General features: G+C 66.1%; 12 protein-coding genes and 4 tRNA genes. 4 read left to right on the top strand and 12 right to left on the bottom strand.

The window, feature by feature from the left end:
- Positions 1–225: 225 nt before the first annotated feature.
- The 10 genes from rplA to L2Y94_RS16905 all read right to left on the bottom strand — a co-directional run bounded on the left by rplA (position 226) and on the right by L2Y94_RS16905 (position 4898).
- Positions 226–933: a 50S ribosomal protein L1 gene (gene rplA, locus L2Y94_RS16860; protein WP_247369614.1), complete on the bottom strand. Its 708-nt coding sequence runs from the start codon at positions 931–933 to the stop codon at positions 226–228.
- Positions 934–936: 3 nt separating this feature from the next.
- Positions 937–1365: a 50S ribosomal protein L11 gene (gene rplK / locus L2Y94_RS16865; protein ID WP_247369617.1), complete on the bottom strand. Its 429-nt coding sequence runs from the start codon at positions 1363–1365 to the stop codon at positions 937–939.
- A 190-nt stretch (positions 1366–1555) separates the two neighbouring features.
- Positions 1556–2116, bottom strand: coding sequence for a transcription termination/antitermination protein NusG (gene nusG, locus L2Y94_RS16870; protein WP_144917078.1), 561 nt, complete (start codon positions 2114–2116; stop codon positions 1556–1558).
- 8 nt (positions 2117–2124) lie between these two features.
- Positions 2125–2523, bottom strand: coding sequence for a preprotein translocase subunit SecE (gene secE / locus L2Y94_RS16875; protein ID WP_144917079.1), 399 nt, complete (start codon positions 2521–2523; stop codon positions 2125–2127).
- Between the two features lie 13 nt (positions 2524–2536).
- A tRNA-Trp gene (locus tag L2Y94_RS16880) sits at positions 2537–2612 on the bottom strand.
- Positions 2613–2702: 90 nt separating this feature from the next.
- Positions 2703–3893: an elongation factor Tu gene (tuf, locus tag L2Y94_RS16885; RefSeq protein ID WP_247369619.1), complete on the bottom strand. Its 1191-nt coding sequence runs from the start codon at positions 3891–3893 to the stop codon at positions 2703–2705.
- Positions 3894–3956: 63 nt separating this feature from the next.
- Positions 3957–4032 (bottom strand) — tRNA-Thr (locus L2Y94_RS16890).
- 26 nt (positions 4033–4058) lie between these two features.
- Positions 4059–4132: transfer RNA gene (locus tag L2Y94_RS16895), tRNA-Gly, on the bottom strand.
- Positions 4133–4150: 18 nt separating this feature from the next.
- A tRNA-Tyr gene (locus tag L2Y94_RS16900) sits at positions 4151–4236 on the bottom strand.
- Positions 4237–4412: 176 nt separating this feature from the next.
- Positions 4413–4898 carry an acyl-CoA thioesterase gene (locus L2Y94_RS16905; protein WP_144915302.1) on the bottom strand — a complete coding sequence of 162 codons (486 nt, stop codon included), beginning with the start codon at positions 4896–4898 and terminating at the stop codon, positions 4413–4415.
- A gap of 101 nt (positions 4899–4999) precedes the next feature.
- Here L2Y94_RS16905 and L2Y94_RS16910 point away from each other — a divergent pair, with 101 nt between their 5' ends.
- The 3 genes from L2Y94_RS16910 to L2Y94_RS16920 are packed head-to-tail and all read left to right on the top strand — an operon-like array spanning position 5000 to position 7699.
- Positions 5000–6913: a SpoIIE family protein phosphatase gene (locus tag L2Y94_RS16910; protein ID WP_247369622.1), complete on the top strand. Its 1914-nt coding sequence runs from the start codon at positions 5000–5002 to the stop codon at positions 6911–6913.
- The gene (locus L2Y94_RS16915; RefSeq protein WP_247369624.1) at positions 6894–7319 is read left to right on the top strand and encodes an ATP-binding protein; all 426 of its coding nucleotides are present in this window, start codon (positions 6894–6896) and stop codon (positions 7317–7319) included. The genes L2Y94_RS16910 and L2Y94_RS16915 overlap by 20 nt, the downstream gene beginning before the upstream one ends.
- Positions 7316–7699, top strand: coding sequence for an STAS domain-containing protein (locus tag L2Y94_RS16920; protein WP_247369627.1), 384 nt, complete (start codon positions 7316–7318; stop codon positions 7697–7699). The genes L2Y94_RS16915 and L2Y94_RS16920 overlap by 4 nt, the downstream gene beginning before the upstream one ends.
- On the opposite strand, the gene L2Y94_RS16925 is transcribed toward L2Y94_RS16920, so the two are convergent.
- Both L2Y94_RS16925 and L2Y94_RS16930 read right to left on the bottom strand, forming a co-directional pair.
- Entirely contained in the window at positions 7696–8163 is a 468-nt protein-coding gene (locus tag L2Y94_RS16925) for a MarR family winged helix-turn-helix transcriptional regulator (RefSeq protein ID WP_247369629.1), read from the bottom strand. The two genes, L2Y94_RS16920 and L2Y94_RS16925, sit on opposite strands and share 4 nt — an antisense overlap.
- A gap of 250 nt (positions 8164–8413) precedes the next feature.
- Positions 8414–13693: a putative Ig domain-containing protein gene (locus tag L2Y94_RS16930; protein ID WP_247369630.1), complete on the bottom strand. Its 5280-nt coding sequence runs from the start codon at positions 13691–13693 to the stop codon at positions 8414–8416.
- 316 nt (positions 13694–14009) lie between these two features.
- On the opposite strand from L2Y94_RS16930, the gene L2Y94_RS16935 reads away from it, so the two are divergent.
- Positions 14010–14534, top strand: a complete 525-nt coding sequence (locus tag L2Y94_RS16935; protein WP_247369633.1) for a phage tail protein — start codon at positions 14010–14012, stop codon at positions 14532–14534.
- The last annotated feature ends 1 nt before the right edge of the window (position 14535 follow it).

The raw sequence follows: 14535 nt of genomic DNA on the forward strand, positions 1-14535 counted from the left end.
TGCCAGAAGGGGCTGCACCATCTACGCAGGCCGGATCCGTGGAGGCATCCGATTAAGCGATCCCGCTCTCGACGACGGCGTGTCCGTGCCAACACGAGCTCCCTGCTCGTCGCCGTCGCGCGCTGATCGCGCCTGCGGTCTTTGACGGCTGCCGCGGTGTTTCAACCGCGGCCGCCCTCAAAAACGCGCCCACGCCGGCGAACCGGCGCGGGTCGTTCAAACGTCTTACTTGGCCGAGGTGGTCACGGTCGAGGTATCGACCGGTACGCCCACGCCCATGGTGCTCGACAGCGCCACCTTCTGGATGTACTGACCCTTGGCGGCCGCCGGCTTGGCCTTGAGCAGGTCGCCGAGCAGCGCGTTGAGGTTGTCGGCGAGCTGCGAGGCATCGAAGCTGGCCTTGCCGATGGTGGCGTGAATGATGCCGCCCTTGTCGTTGCGGAACTTGACCTGACCGGCCTTGGCGTTCTTCACGGCGGTGGCGACGTCGGCGGTGACCGAGCCGTCCTTCGGGTTCGGCATCAGGCCGCGGGGACCGAGCACCTGGCCGAGCTTACCGACGACGCGCATGGCGTCCGGCGTGGCGATGACGCGACCGTAGTCGAGATCACCGGCCTGCATCTTCTCGGCGAGGTCGTCCATGCCGACGGCGTCGGCACCGGCGGCGAGGGCCGCGTCGGCCTTTTCACCCGGCGGCACGAACACGGCGACCTTGATGGTCTTGCCGGTGCCGTGCGGCAGCAGCGAGGAACCACGGACACCCTGGTCGGACTTCTTGGCGTCGATGCCGAGGCGGACGGCGACGTCCACGGATTCGGCGAACTTGGCCTTGGCGTTGTCCTTGACGATCTTGAGCGCTTCGTCGAGCGCGTAGGTCTTGCCCGGCTGGACGGCGGCCGCGGCGGCCTTCATACGCTTGGTGAGCTTTGCCATGTCTTAACCCTCCACCACCAGACCCATGGAACGCGCGCTGCCGGCGATGGTACGCACGGCGGCATCGAGATCGGCAGCCGTGAGATCCGGCTCCTTCTGCTTCGCGATGTCCTCGAGCTGGGCGCGGGTGACCTTGCCCACCTTGTCGGTGTTCGGCTTCTGCGAGCCCTTGGCCACGCCCGTGATCTTCTTGAGGAGGATCGAGGCCGGCGGGGTCTTCGTGATGAAGGTGAAGGTACGGTCGGAGTAGGCGGTGATCACGACCGGGATCGGGAGACCCGGCTCGAGCTTCTGCGTGGCGGCGTTGAAGGCCTTGCAGAACTCCATGATGTTCAGACCGCGCTGACCGAGCGCCGGACCGACCGGCGGCGACGGGTTGGCCTGACCGGCCTTTACCTGCAACTTGATGTAACCAATGACTTTCTTTGCCATTTTACATTCCTCGCGAGTGCTGGCGCCTTGCGGCTCCTCGCTGTAGACCATCCCTGGGGGTGATGGGCATCGCTCTTGCGACCCCTGAAACACGGACACGCCGGAGCACAAAGCTCCAGCGTGGACCGGGCATTATAGGCAGTCGGCCCGGGTTAAGCAAACCCCGTGCCGATAAGGCGGTATGAGCGCCTCAGGCCTTCTCGACCTGGCCGAACTCGAGTTCGACCGGGGTGGAACGACCGAAAATGAGCACCGCGACGCGGAGACGACTCTTTTCGTAGTTGACCTCTTCGACCACGCCGTTGAAGTCGTTGAACGGACCATCGGTGACGCGAACCATCTCGCCCGGCTCGAAGAGCACCTTGGGACGGGGCTTTTCGACACCCTCGCGCACGCGGCTCAGGATGTTGTCGGCCTCGCTGTCACGAATCGGATGCGGACGATCGGCAGTACCGCCGATGAAACCCATGACCTTCGGGGTTTCCTTGACCAAATGCCAGCATTCGTCGTCGATACGCGGCGTCTTGCCGCTGGTATCGGTTTCGATCTGGACGAGAACATAGCCAGGGAAGAACTTGCGCTCGCTGCGGCGCTTCTGGCCGCCGCGCATTTCGATGACTTCCTCGGTCGGAACCAGGATTTCACCGAACTTCTCTTCCATACCCTCGCGCTTGACGCGCTCTTCGAGGGCCTTGCGAACCTGCTGCTCGAACCCCGAATAGGCGTGAACGACGTACCAGCGTTTGCTCATGCCTTACCTCAATGTCCGAGCTTGAGCAGCCAATCGAGCACGATCGTCTTCAACAACCAGTCGATCAAGCCCATCAGCAGCGAAAGAATGATGACGACCACGATAATGATACCCGTGGTCTTCAGCGTTTCGTCGCGCGTCGGCCAGACGACCTTGCGCAACTCGAACTGCGACTCGGCGACGAAGCCGCGCAGCTTACGGCCCGGGACCGTGAAGGAACCGATCGCCAGGGCGGCGACAACGGCGACGATCACCCCGATCACGCGCACGAAGGACGGCACGGACGGGTTATCGGAGAAATAGTAGAAGCCGGCGATACCGGCGGCGAGCACGACCAGCGCAAGCGCCAGCTTGCCGATATCGGCCGGGCCCACACCCTTGGCTGCTTCTTGTGCCTTCGTGTTCATGCGCGCTCAGGAATGGCACGCCAGGAGGGACTCGAACCCCCAACCTGCGGTTTTGGAGACCGCTGCTCTGCCAATTGAGCTACTGGCGTACAAGTGAAACGGTTAAACCGCGAGGGCGGACGATGCGACATCGACCGCCCCGCGACAGGGCGCCGACCCCAAGGGGCCGGCGTCACATATTACTTGATGATCTTCGACACCACGCCGGCGCCGACGGTACGGCCACCTTCGCGAATAGCGAAGCGCAGACCTTCGTCCATGGCGATCGGGAAGCCCAGCTCGACCGTGATCTTCACGTTGTCGCCCGGCATCACCATCTCGGTGCCTTCCGGCAGCTTGATGGAGCCCGTCACGTCCGTGGTACGGAAGTAGAACTGCGGACGGTAGTTGCTGAAGAACGGGGTGTGGCGACCGCCTTCGTCCTTCGAAAGCACGTAGATCTCGCCTTCGAAGTTCGTGTGCGGGGTGACCGAACCCGGCTTGGCCAGCACCTGGCCGCGCTCGACGTCTTCACGCTTCAGACCGCGGACCAGCACGCCGACGTTGTCACCGGCCTGACCCTGGTCGAGCAGCTTGCGGAACATTTCGACGCCGGTCACCGTGGTGCTCTGCGTATCACGCAGACCCACGACTTCAGCCGCGTCGCCGACCTTGATGACGCCGCGCTCGACGCGACCCGTCACCACCGTGCCGCGACCCGAGATCGAGAACACGTCTTCGACCGGCAGCAGGAACGGCTTGTCGATTTCGCGCTGCGGCTCCGGGATCCAGGTGTCGAGCGCATCGACCAGCTTGATGATGGCCGGCACGCCGATGTCGGACTGGTCGCCGTCGAGGGCGAGACGAGCCGAACCCGAGATGATCGGGGTGTCGTCACCCGGGAACTCGTACTTCGAAAGCAGTTCGCGGACTTCCATCTCGACGAGCTCGAGAAGCTCGGCGTCGTCGACCATGTCGGCCTTGTTCAGGAACACCACGATGTACGGCACGCCGACCTGACGCGAGAGCAGGATGTGCTCACGGGTCTGCGGCATCGGGCCGTCGGCGGCCGAGCACACCAGGATCGCGCCGTCCATCTGGGCGGCACCGGTGATCATGTTCTTGACGTAGTCGGCGTGGCCCGGGCAATCGACGTGACCGTAGTGACGGGTCGGCGATTCGTATTCGACGTGGGCGGTCGAGATCGTGATGCCACGAGCCTTCTCTTCCGGCGCGGCGTCGATCGAGCCGTAATCCTTGAATTCGCCACCGAAACGCTCGGCGCCGACCTTGGTCAGGGCAGCCGTCAGCGTGGTCTTGCCGTGATCGACGTGGCCGATGGTGCCGACGTTGACGTGCGGCTTGGTGCGTTCGAACTTACCCTTTGCCATGAGCGCTAAACTCCGCTGGAGCCAATGAGATAGTGAAAAAGGAACCGTCGCGGACGACGAAGATGGTGCTCATGACTGGAATCGAACCAGCGACCTCTTCCTTACCAAGGAAGTGCTCTACCGACTGAGCTACATGAGCACGAAACGCAGCGCGTGCAAGAACAATGGAGCGGGAGACGGGAATCGAACCCGCACAATCAGCTTGGAAGGCTGAAGTTCTACCATTGAACTACTCCCGCACTACGCGGAACTCGTACTGGTGGAGGAAGGTGGATTCGAACCACCGAAGGCGTAAGCCAGCAGATTTACAGTCTGCCCCCGTTGGCCGCTTGGGTATTCCTCCAACAAAGAACGCCTATTGTCGCGAGCGCCCCGGATACTGTCAACATCTTCCGTACGTTCGAATCACGCCGGGGATGCTTCGGGGAGCTCTGGACAATCCCACCGATACGGGTGGTCGGCGGGTGGGCCGCGAAGTGTACAGGGGCGTTAGCTGCATGTGAAGCGAAAAGACGCCACTCAGGCCTCGCGGGTGGCTATCACGAGCGGCTCCATCGCCCGCGACATCTCCATGAGCTTCAGGGCGTACTCCTGCAGCTTGAGATCCCTCGCCTCCACCGGCGTCCAGGGCGGCACCGGCGTGGGCTTGCCGCCGTCGGCCTTGTCCATGGCCACGAAGACCATCACGCAGCTGGTCGCCAGACGCTGTTCGCCGCTACGCAGGTCGCGGGCGAGGATGTCGACGGCCAGATGCATGCTCGAGGTGCCGGTGTGGATGAGGCGGGCGCGCACCGTGACCAGGTCGCCGATGAGGATCGGGGCCAGGAACTGGATGCCGCTGACCGACACCGTGACGCAATATGCCCCGCTCCAGCCGACGGCGCAGGCGTAACCGGCCTGGTCGAGCCATTTCATCGCCATCCCTCCATGGACCTTGCCGCCGAAATTGACGTCGGTGGGCTGGGCCAGAAAACGGAACTCGACTTCGCGCTGGGTACCGGACATGGTGCGGCCTTGCTTGGAAATGACCCATTATGCGGGCGACGCGCTTGTGACGTCGCTTCCATCAGCATAGATTTTTCCCCACACCCTACCGGAGCCTTGCGATGGTCCTGCGCAGTGTCGCCTCGCGGCTCGCCCTGGGAGTACTCGCCGGCTCGGCGATCGTGCTGATCGTGACCGGCGGCCTGATGCTTTCGCACACCCGGGAGCAGATGCTCGAACAGACCCGCCACGAAGCGGCCGCCATCGCCGCCTCCGCCTCGGCGCGCATCCAGGGTCGCATCGACGGCGTGGCGCGCGTGGCCCGGGTACTCGCCGGACAGCTCGGCACCCGGCGAGAGCAGGCGGCCACGCTATTGCACGACGCCCTGGCGGTGAATCCGGAGATCGTCGCGATCGGCAGCGCGTTCATCCCCCGGGATACCGGCGCCCCGAAGGACGACGACGCCCCGGTAGCGAGGCGTTCGCCGGGAGGCCGCATCGCCATGGAAAGCCACCGGGCCGATCCCGAACCCTACTGGACGGCTCCGTGGTTCGTGCGCGGCCTCAACTGCGATGCCGGATGCTGGCAGCCGCCGTTCCGCACGGCGACACGGCCGGATACCCAGGTGGGCTACACCATCGCCATCCCCGGCAGGTCGGTACCCGTGCAAGGGGTGGTCGAAGCCACGATCAGCCTCGAGTGGCTGCAGGCCCTGCTGGGCTCGCTGGACAAGCCCGCCCATGCCTCGGCGTTCGTGCTCGACAGCGACGGCGAGTTCCTGGCCCACGACTGGCTGTCCTACGTCGGCACCCGGGGCAGCCGCCCCCTGCTCTCGGCGGTGGCCCAGGGTCGAACGCCCGTGCGCATCACGCCGCAGGAGGGCGGGCGGGTCAGCGAGCCGGTCTGGGTGTATTTCGTGCCGATCCGGGGCACCCGCTGGACCATCGGCCTGACCATGCCCGAACGCGAGGTACTGGCCGACCTTCGCCGCACCTACCTCGTGGACCTCGTGCTCGGCATGCTCGCGCTGATCGGGGTGTCGCTGATCGCCCTGACCATCACCCGGCGCCTGATGGCGCCGCTCACGGTGCTGGCCGACCGGGCGGAGAACGTATCCCGCGGCGACCTCGACTTCGTCCTGCCCGACGTGCGCCGCGACGACGAAGTGGGACGGCTCACCCGCGCCTTCGACCAGATGCGGCACCAGCTTTCCGGGCACATCGATTCGGCCAAGCGCGTGGCGCGGGAACAGGAGCGCATCGCCAGCGAGTTGGAGATCGCGCGCCAGATCCAGCTTGCCCTGCTCCCTGCCCCGCACTGGCTGGACGGCGACGGCCGCATCGAACTGCACGCCACGCTGCGCCCCGCGTCGGCCGTGGGCGGCGACCTCTACACCTATTTCGCCCTGGGCGCGCGGCATGTCTGCGTCATGGTGGGCGACGTCTCCGACAAGGGCATCCCGGCGGCGCTGTTCATGGCGCGCACCGTGACCCTCGCCCGCACCCTGGCCACCCATGCCCGCTCGCCGAGCGACATCCTCGAGGCCCTCAACCGGGAACTGTGCAAGGGAAACGACACCTGCATGTTCGTAACCCTGCTCTGCGGCGTGGTGGAAACCGGCACGGGACTGCTCACCCTGGCCAGCGCCGGCCATGAACAGCCGGTGCTGCACGCCGGCGGCAGCGCCTTGCTGGTGGACGTGGAAACCGGTCCCGCCCTCGGCCTCGACCCCGAAGCGAGGTACCCTGTGCGGGTACTCTCGTTACTGGGGGGCGATACCTTGCTCATGTACACCGACGGCGTCAGCGAAGCGCACGCGGGAAACCAGCGGCTCTTCGGGACGGACGCCCTGCTCGAAAGCGTGTCGCGCGTCGATGGCGACGCCACGCCGGAAACCTACGTCGAGCGCGTGCTGCGCGACGTGGACGCCTACGTCGAGGGCGCCGTCGCCTACGACGACATCGCGTTACTCGCGCTCACCTGGCACGAAGGCCGCACGGAAGGAGTCCGGATCGATGCGATTGCGCATTCCTAATCGGCTGGAGGACGTCTTCGCCGCCCTGGACCAGGCCGCCGGTCACCTGGCCCGCCATCACATCGACGAGGCCTGCCGTGCCGACGTGCGGCTCGTGCTGGAAGAGCTGCTGGTCAACATCGTCCGTCACGGCTATCCCGGCGGGCGCGACGGCGAGATCAGTATCTTCATCGACATCCATCGCGATCACGTGCAGTTGAAGCTGGAAGACGATGCCCAGCCTTTCGACGCGCGCGGGCACGAGCTCCCGGACTTGTCCGGGGACATCGCCGACCGCGAGATCGGCGGCCTCGGCCTGCACCTGATCCACAACATCGCCGACGACCTGACATACGTCCGCGACGGCAACCTCAACATCACCATCGCGCGCTTCTGCCCGACCCTTCCCGACGAGCCCTCGCCATGACCCTCACCGTGCGCAGCGAAAGCCCCACTCCCGAGCGGAGCACCGTCTGGCTCGAGGGGCGCCTCGACGCCGAAACCTTCGCCAGCTTCGACGAGACCATGCGTGACATCACGCCCTTGGTGGACAACGGCGGCACCCTGGTGCTCGACCTGTCCGCGCTCGACTACATCAGCAGCGCGGGATTGCGCAGCCTCGCCGTGTTGCGCAAACAGATGCGCGATCGCAACGGCCGCACGCTGCTGCTCAATCCGCCGCCGCAGGTGAGGAAGGTGTTCGAGATCGTGAAGGCGGTACCGGTGGCCGAAGTGTTCGCCAGCGTCGCCGAGCTGGACCAGTACCTGGACCACATCCAGAAACAACTGACCCCGCCGCGCGACTAACCCTCGTTGTTGGCGATAAGGCCCGAGCGAAGCGTTTCCAGTTGGGCCTTGAGGCCCACCAACTGGTCGACCTCGCACCCCGTGGCGCAGAAGACGTCCATGGGGACATGGCTCGCTTCGTCGCGCAGCGCCCTGCCCTTGTCGGTCAACGTGACGATCACCTGGCGCTCGTCGCGCGTACCCCGCGTGCGCTGCACGAGACCGGCCGCCTGCAGGCGCTTGAGCAACGGCGTGAGGGTGGCCGAGTCCAGGAACAACCGCTCGCCCAGGTCGGATACCGTCATGCCGTCGCCCTCCCACAGCACGAGCATCACCAGGTATTGCGGATAGGTGAGGTCGAGCTTCGCCAGCAGCTGGCGGTAGAGCTTGCCCATCGCCAGATTGGCCGAATACAGGGCGAAGCACAGCTGCCCGTCGAGGGTGCGGGGCGCTTCGAGGCCGGGCGGGAGGGCTTTCTTGCTCATGAAAGCAATGTAGGGACGTCGATATTGCTTTGCAAGCGATTCAATTGCGCTTTTTAGTATCGGGGCCGGGCGCCTCGCGAAAACCGGGCTCAAGGCGTTGGGTTCCCGCTTGCTCGGGAACGACGAGCGGCAAGCGTTACCGTTGCGCGCATCGACCATCACGTCGCTCCTGCGCATGCGGTTTTCGCGATGCCCCACAAAGAAGCCCCGGCATTTGCCGGGGCTTTTCGTTTCATGCCTTAGCCATCCGTCACGGCCCGAACTTCTTCTCCACGCCCAGCAGGATCGACTGGTTGTCGCGGCTCGTGTTGTCCAGCTGGTTCTGGTACTCCGCGCGCAGCATCCACCCGCCGTTGGTCTGAAGCACGATGCCCGCGCCCAGCAAGGTGTGGTTGCGCGACTGCCGGTACAGCGTCGCGCGGTACAGCGGACCGTCGAGCATGTCGGCGTAGCGGATCGCGGCCTGGCTGGAGCCCTGCATGTCGTGGCCGAACTCGGCGCGTAGCTGGGGAGCCCAGATGCCATAGTCGCGCTTGGCCGACCACTGAGCCAACACACCCACCGTCGCCGTGGTGGTCTTCACCGTCTGGCCGCGATAGTCGAGTGCGTAAATGTCGTCGCCGTGTTCGGTGAAGGCATCCAGGCGCGCACGGGCCACGTCGAGCCGACCGTAGGGCGTGAACTGCATGTCGTCACCGACGTGGTTGTATCCGGCCGACATCGAAGCGAACCACTGCTTGCCGTCGCGGCTGCCGGTCACCCGGTTGCCATCGGCGGTGACGAAGCGATGCGAATCGAACGACAGCCACTGATAACCGGCCAGTGCATCGATGTAGAACGACGCGGTCGGACGATAGCTGCCGTAGAGCGCCACGTTGTAGCTGTCCACCGCGCTGCGGCTGCCGTTGTTGCCGACGTCGCTGTTGTCGTGGCCGTAGCCGACGCCCGCTCCGACCGCGAGCTTGTCGCTGAACTGCTTGTCGACGCCGAAGCTCAGGCCCGAAGTGGTGAAGTCGGTGCCGTTGTCGCTGCCGCCGACCTGGCTCTTGCCGAAGTTGACCGCGCCCCCCGTCCACACCGAGACGTCGCCCGGCAGGGTGCCGTGCTGCGACGTGGCATTGGCCGTGGAAGCGGCCGAATCGGCATCCGGCTGCACCAAGTAACGGCGACTGGCTTCGTCATGCGCACTGCGCAGGTCGGCATACGCATCCTTGCCGCGGCTCGAGCCCGCCGAAGCGATCGTGATGCCGTTGGTGAAACCGTTGGCACCGCCGCTGTGCAGCATCTCCAGACGACGCTGGAAGTTGCTGATCTGCCCCACCGCCATGCGGCGGGTAGCGTCCGCCTGTGCCGAGAGCACGCCGAGCACTTCCGGATCCTTCGACGGATCGGGACGCGGCGTGACCGTCACGGTGACGTAACCCGGCGCCGAGGTGGCGTAGGCGTTGCGCAGCGTATAGGCGATCTGCACCGTGCCGCCCGTGAAGCTGGGCGCGGCGTTGAACACCAGAGTATAGCCATCCGCCGCGCTTTCGATGCGGGTCGCACCGGCATGGGCCGGCGACACCGACACCACGTCGGCGCCGGTGAACGGGCCGCCCCGCGCACCGGCGGAGAGATTCACCCGCACATCGCGCCCCTGCAGCGCGGTGGCGGATACCGGCGGAGCGACCGGCAGCGGATTGACGGTGACCGTGACCTGGGCCGGCTGCGATGCGCCGAAAGCGTTGCTCAACGTGTAGGTGAAGGTGATGTCGCCCGAGGCGTCCTCCGCGGGCGTGTAGACGAGATCGGTGCCCTGCACCTGCACCGTACCGCTCGACGGCGCATCGACGACGGCCGCTGCGGTGAATGGACCGTTGGTCGCTCCCTCGGCGGCATGGATCGTCACCGGCTTTCCGGCAAGCACGGTAGCCTTGTGCGTCGTTACCGTGGGCACCACGCCGGGAGACACCGTCACGGTCACGGTCGCCGCATTCGACGTACCTCCCGGACCGGTGCCGGTGTACTTGAAGGTGTCGGTGCCGAAGAAGTCGTGCGCCGGCGTGTACACCGCGTTGAGGCCGTTGACCGTGGCCGTGCCGTGCGCGGGCTGCTGACTCACGGCGATGCTCGTGATCGGACCGCCGGTGTCGTTGGTCGTGACCGGCACGCTCACGTTGCCGTTCGCACCCACCGTGGCGGCGTCGTCGACCGCGACAGGCGTCGCATCGCCGACCGTGACGGTGTAGGCCTGATCGCCCGTCTCGCCGAAGCTGTCGGTCGCCCTGATCGTTATCGGGAACGAACCCGCGCCGGTCGGCGTGCCGCTGAGGACGCCCCCCGACGACAACGTCAGGCCGGCCGGGAGCGTGCCCGAGGCCACCGCATAGGCGTACGGCGCGATGCCACCGGAGGCGGCGATGGTGGTGGCCGGATAGGCGGCGCCGACCTTGCCGACCGGCAACGAGGCGGGGGTGAAGGTGAGGGCCGGGGCGATGACGGTGAAGTTGTAGCCCTTCGAGTCGGTCTGACTCGCCTGGTCGGTGACCGTCACCTGGATCGAATACGAACCCGACTGCGTGGGCGTTCCCGAGATCGTTCCGTTGTTGAATGCCAGGCCGCTGGGCAGCGCACCGCTCTCCGTGAAGGTGTACGGCTGCGCACCGCCGGCCGCCACGATGGTCTGCGCGTAGGCCACGCCACGGGTGGGTGCGGGAAGCGATGCGGTGGTGATCGTCACCGCGCCGCCCGGCACGAGGATCGTGAACGACCGGTCGACCGCGGGAGCGACCTCGTACGCGACGGAACCCGCCTGGCTCGCGCGGACCGTGCACGTGCCCGGCGCGATGCCCTGGATCTGCGTGGCGGACTTCATCTCGCAGACGTTCGTCGTCTGGCTTGCGAACGACACGGTGAGTCCCGACGTCGACGTGGCATGCAGGTCGACGAGTTCGCCGAAGTTCCTCGAACCCGGATCGTCGAACGTGATGGCCTGCCCGGCCATCGGCGTCACCGTGTTGCTCGTGCCCGAGTCGGGACCGGCACCCGCGGAACCCGTGGTGGCCGACACGGTGAAGTTGTACGGCCGCCCCAGGGTAAGACCCGTGACCGTGGCGCTCGTCGCGCCCGCTCCGACCGAGGCCGTGATGCCGTCCGGATGCGACGTCACCGTGTAGCCGGTGATCGTCGACCCGCCACTATCGGCCGGGGCCGAGAACGACACGCTGGCCGTACCGGTGACCTGCCCCGCCGCGACCGGCGTCGTCGTCGCTTGCCCGATGACGGGCGCGCCGGGCGCGATGGCGTTGACCGCGAACGTCCTCGTGACGGGCGCCGCCGCTTCGTACGGGCCACTGGCACCCAGGCTGGCCGTGATCGAACACGCCGGATCGGCCTTGACGAACGTCAGCGTGCCGCCGGACGTGATCGTGCAGACCTGTGGGGTCGTCGAGGAGAACGTCGGCTGGCGTCCCGATGCCGCCGACGCCGTCAGCGTGGGCGTGGTGCCGAAGTTCTGCGCGCCGGGGGGCGGGAACGTGATCGTGTCGGTGATCATCGGCGTCACCGCCGCCGAGGCATCGGACGCATCGCCGGTCAGGCCCGCCTGGTTCCGGGCGGTGACGGTGAAGCGGTAGCTCGTGCCGCGAGCGAGTCCGGCAACGGTGATCGGACTGCCCGCGCCGGACTGGGTGAAACCACCCTGGTCCGACGTGACGACGTATTCGGCAATGGGCGAGCCACCGTTTTCCGCTGGCGCCGAGAACGACACCACGGCCGACGCGGGATCCGACGCGGCGCCGGAGGCGGCCGTCGCCGAGACGCCGGTGGGCTTGCCCGGCGCGATCGCGGCGATCGTGATCGAGTAATTCCCGTCGCCGGTGAAACCCTGCCCGTCGGTGGCGGTGACGGTGAAGTTGAACGGTCCGCCGACAGCCGTCGTCGGCGTACCCGAGAGGACACCGCCCGCACCTAGCGCCAGGCCCGGTGGCAGGTTGCCGGTGGCTGAGAACGTGTACGAACCCGTTCCCCCGGATGCGGTAAACGTCTGCGAATACGGCTGGTGGTAGGTGCCGTTCGCCACGCTGGCCGGCGCCACCGTGATCGTCGGCCGCGCGGCGATCTGCAACGTGTAGTTCTGCGTGGCCGTCGCCGGCGTATTGTTGTTGTTCGGCGTGCTGTCCTTGACGATGACCGAGACCGGAAAGTCGCCCGACTGCGTCGGCGTGCCGCTGAAGGTGCCGGCGGATCCATCGAACGTCATGCCGCTCGGCAACGTGCCGCTCAGCGTATACGTGTAGGGCGCGACGCCGCCCGTGGTCGTCACCGTGGTGGTGGTGTAGGCACGGGTTGCCACGCCCGCGGGGAGACTGGTCGGCGCGATCGTCAGGCTGGGCGTGGCGACGGTGACGGTGAACGTCTTGTCGGCCGTTTGAGAGGACGCATCGGCAAGGTGCACGGCGATGTCGTAGACGCCCGCCGAGGTGGGCGTACCCGAGATCGTGCCGTCACCGGCGATGACGATGCCCGGCGGTGCGCCACTGGTGATCGTGTAGGTATACGGCGGCGTTCCACCCGTGGCTTGCACCTGCTGGGAGGTGGGCTGGCCGTAGGCCATCGCGTTCAGGCTGGTGGTCGAGATCGACAACGGCGGCGCCGAAATCACCACGGTGTACGACGCGATACCGGAGATACCGTTGACGTCGGTGGCACGTACGGTGAAATTGAAGGTATTCGCCGTCGTGGGCGTGCCGCTGAGCACGCCGCCCGGAGACAACGACAGACCATTGGGCAACGAACCCGCGCTGACGGAAAAGGCGTAGGGACCGGCACCGCCGGTGGCGGAGAGGGTCGTCGACGTGTAGCCCACACCGCGCGTGCCGTTGGGCACCGTCGTGGGCTGCAGCGTGATCTGCGGCTCCGCGACGTTGACGCTGAAAGACTGCTGGGCGGTGTGCGAGGCGGAATCCGTCACGCGCACGGTGAAGCTCGCGGTGCCGGTCTGGACGGTCGTGCCGGAAAGGAGGCCGCCGCTCGACAAGGTAATGCCTGGGGGCAAGGCGCCGCTGGAGATCGAAAACGTCAGCGGCGCGGTACCGCCGGTGGCTTGCACCTGCTGCGAGTAGGAAACGTTGTACGTGGGCGATGGCACGCTGGTCGTCGTAATCGTCAACGACGCGGCGCCGATGGTCACCACGAAGTTCACCGGAACGCCCTGTCCATCGGTAACGGTAAAGCTGTCGGAGGTCGCGCCGTCGCCGTTGTTTACGTAAGGCATCCCGAACGGGTTGGTGTCGGTGCCTCCGTTCGGATCGACGGTACCGTGCTGCGGCGGCGTGATGACTTGCGAAAACCCGCCCGTCGAGTCGGCGCAGTTGAAGAACACCGTCCCTCCGCTCGGAATTTGCGCGGTCTGCGTGCCGGAACAATCGGCCCATGCGTTGGACGCGACGCCGATCCATAGCAACAGCAACCACGCCAGCGCATGCGGCACACCCCTATTCCGGCGCAGCGCCTTCGCGCTACGTCCGTTCGACGACAACGGCAACATGTTTTTCCCCTGCAAGCCAGCGCGACGACTCCGACATCCGGATGACGCGATGCGCGCTGGCGTTTCTCCCCTGTGAGAAATCTTATCTTACCCCGGCGTTTTGCGCCGTCGTGTGAAAGCCGCTGATTACGTCAATTCGGCAATTCAACCGTCGTCCGCATCGGTTGGGGCATCGCTTCGCCGACAGGCTTCCATGCATCGACTGCGTTTCGACGCGTACGCCAAGGCGCAGCGAATCGGCACTTGAATTCATCTTGCCAAACCGGCAAGAGTCGGCCGCGCGTCACTCCAGCCCGCGCATCCATGGGGGAAAACGATGTCCGATCCATACCTCGGCCAGATCATGATGGCCGGCTTCAACTTCGCGCCGAGAGGGTACGCGCTCTGTAACGGGCAGACCTTGCCCATCGCGCAGAACTCGGCGTTATTCGCCTTGCTCGGCATCGCTTACGGCGGCAATGGAACCAGCAACTTCATGCTTCCGAACCTGCAGGGCCGCACGCCGGTCGGCCAGGGCCCGTTGCCGGGCGGCTCCAACTACCCCATCGGCCAATCCGCGGGCGTGGAGAACGTCGTGCTCACCGAACAGCAGATGCCGGCGCACAACCATTTCGTGATCGCCACGAACCAGGGCGCCACGATCAAGGCACCCGGCGGCAACTACTTCGCGAACAATCCGTCCGAGTTCATCTATGGCGATCCGAGCGGCCCGAAGGTGCCTCTTGCCGGAACCACCGTCGGCCCGAACGGCAGCGGTCAAGGCCACGCCAACATGCAGCCTTTCCGGACGATCAGCTTCGCCATCGCGCTGACCGGCGTGTTCCCTCCCCATCAGTCCTGAC

The sequence above is a fragment of the Luteibacter aegosomatis genome, assembly GCF_023078455.1.
In the GTDB taxonomy this organism is placed as follows: Bacteria; Pseudomonadota; Gammaproteobacteria; order Xanthomonadales; family Rhodanobacteraceae; genus Luteibacter; species Luteibacter aegosomatis.

What these genes read in the sequence shown, in the direction of transcription:
- rplA (WP_247369614.1), bottom strand. Translation starts at nt 933, where the DNA reads ATGGCAAAGCTCACCAAGCGTATGAAGGCCGCCGCGGCCGCCGTCCAG.
- rplK (WP_247369617.1), bottom strand. Translation starts at nt 1,365, where the DNA reads ATGGCAAAGAAAGTCATTGGTTACATCAAGTTGCAGGTAAAGGCCGGT.
- nusG (WP_144917078.1), bottom strand. Translation starts at nt 2,116, where the DNA reads ATGAGCAAACGCTGGTACGTCGTTCACGCCTATTCGGGGTTCGAGCAG.
- secE (WP_144917079.1), bottom strand. Translation starts at nt 2,523, where the DNA reads ATGAACACGAAGGCACAAGAAGCAGCCAAGGGTGTGGGCCCGGCCGAT.
- tuf (WP_247369619.1), bottom strand. Translation starts at nt 3,893, where the DNA reads ATGGCAAAGGGTAAGTTCGAACGCACCAAGCCGCACGTCAACGTCGGC.
- L2Y94_RS16905 (WP_144915302.1), bottom strand. Translation starts at nt 4,898, where the DNA reads ATGTCCGGTACCCAGCGCGAAGTCGAGTTCCGTTTTCTGGCCCAGCCC.
- L2Y94_RS16910 (WP_247369622.1), top strand. Translation starts at nt 5,000, where the DNA reads ATGGTCCTGCGCAGTGTCGCCTCGCGGCTCGCCCTGGGAGTACTCGCC.
- L2Y94_RS16915 (WP_247369624.1), top strand. Translation starts at nt 6,894, where the DNA reads ATGCGATTGCGCATTCCTAATCGGCTGGAGGACGTCTTCGCCGCCCTG.
- L2Y94_RS16920 (WP_247369627.1), top strand. Translation starts at nt 7,316, where the DNA reads ATGACCCTCACCGTGCGCAGCGAAAGCCCCACTCCCGAGCGGAGCACC.
- L2Y94_RS16925 (WP_247369629.1), bottom strand. Translation starts at nt 8,163, where the DNA reads ATGAGCAAGAAAGCCCTCCCGCCCGGCCTCGAAGCGCCCCGCACCCTC.
- L2Y94_RS16930 (WP_247369630.1), bottom strand. Translation starts at nt 13,693, where the DNA reads ATGTTGCCGTTGTCGTCGAACGGACGTAGCGCGAAGGCGCTGCGCCGG.
- L2Y94_RS16935 (WP_247369633.1), top strand. Translation starts at nt 14,010, where the DNA reads ATGTCCGATCCATACCTCGGCCAGATCATGATGGCCGGCTTCAACTTC.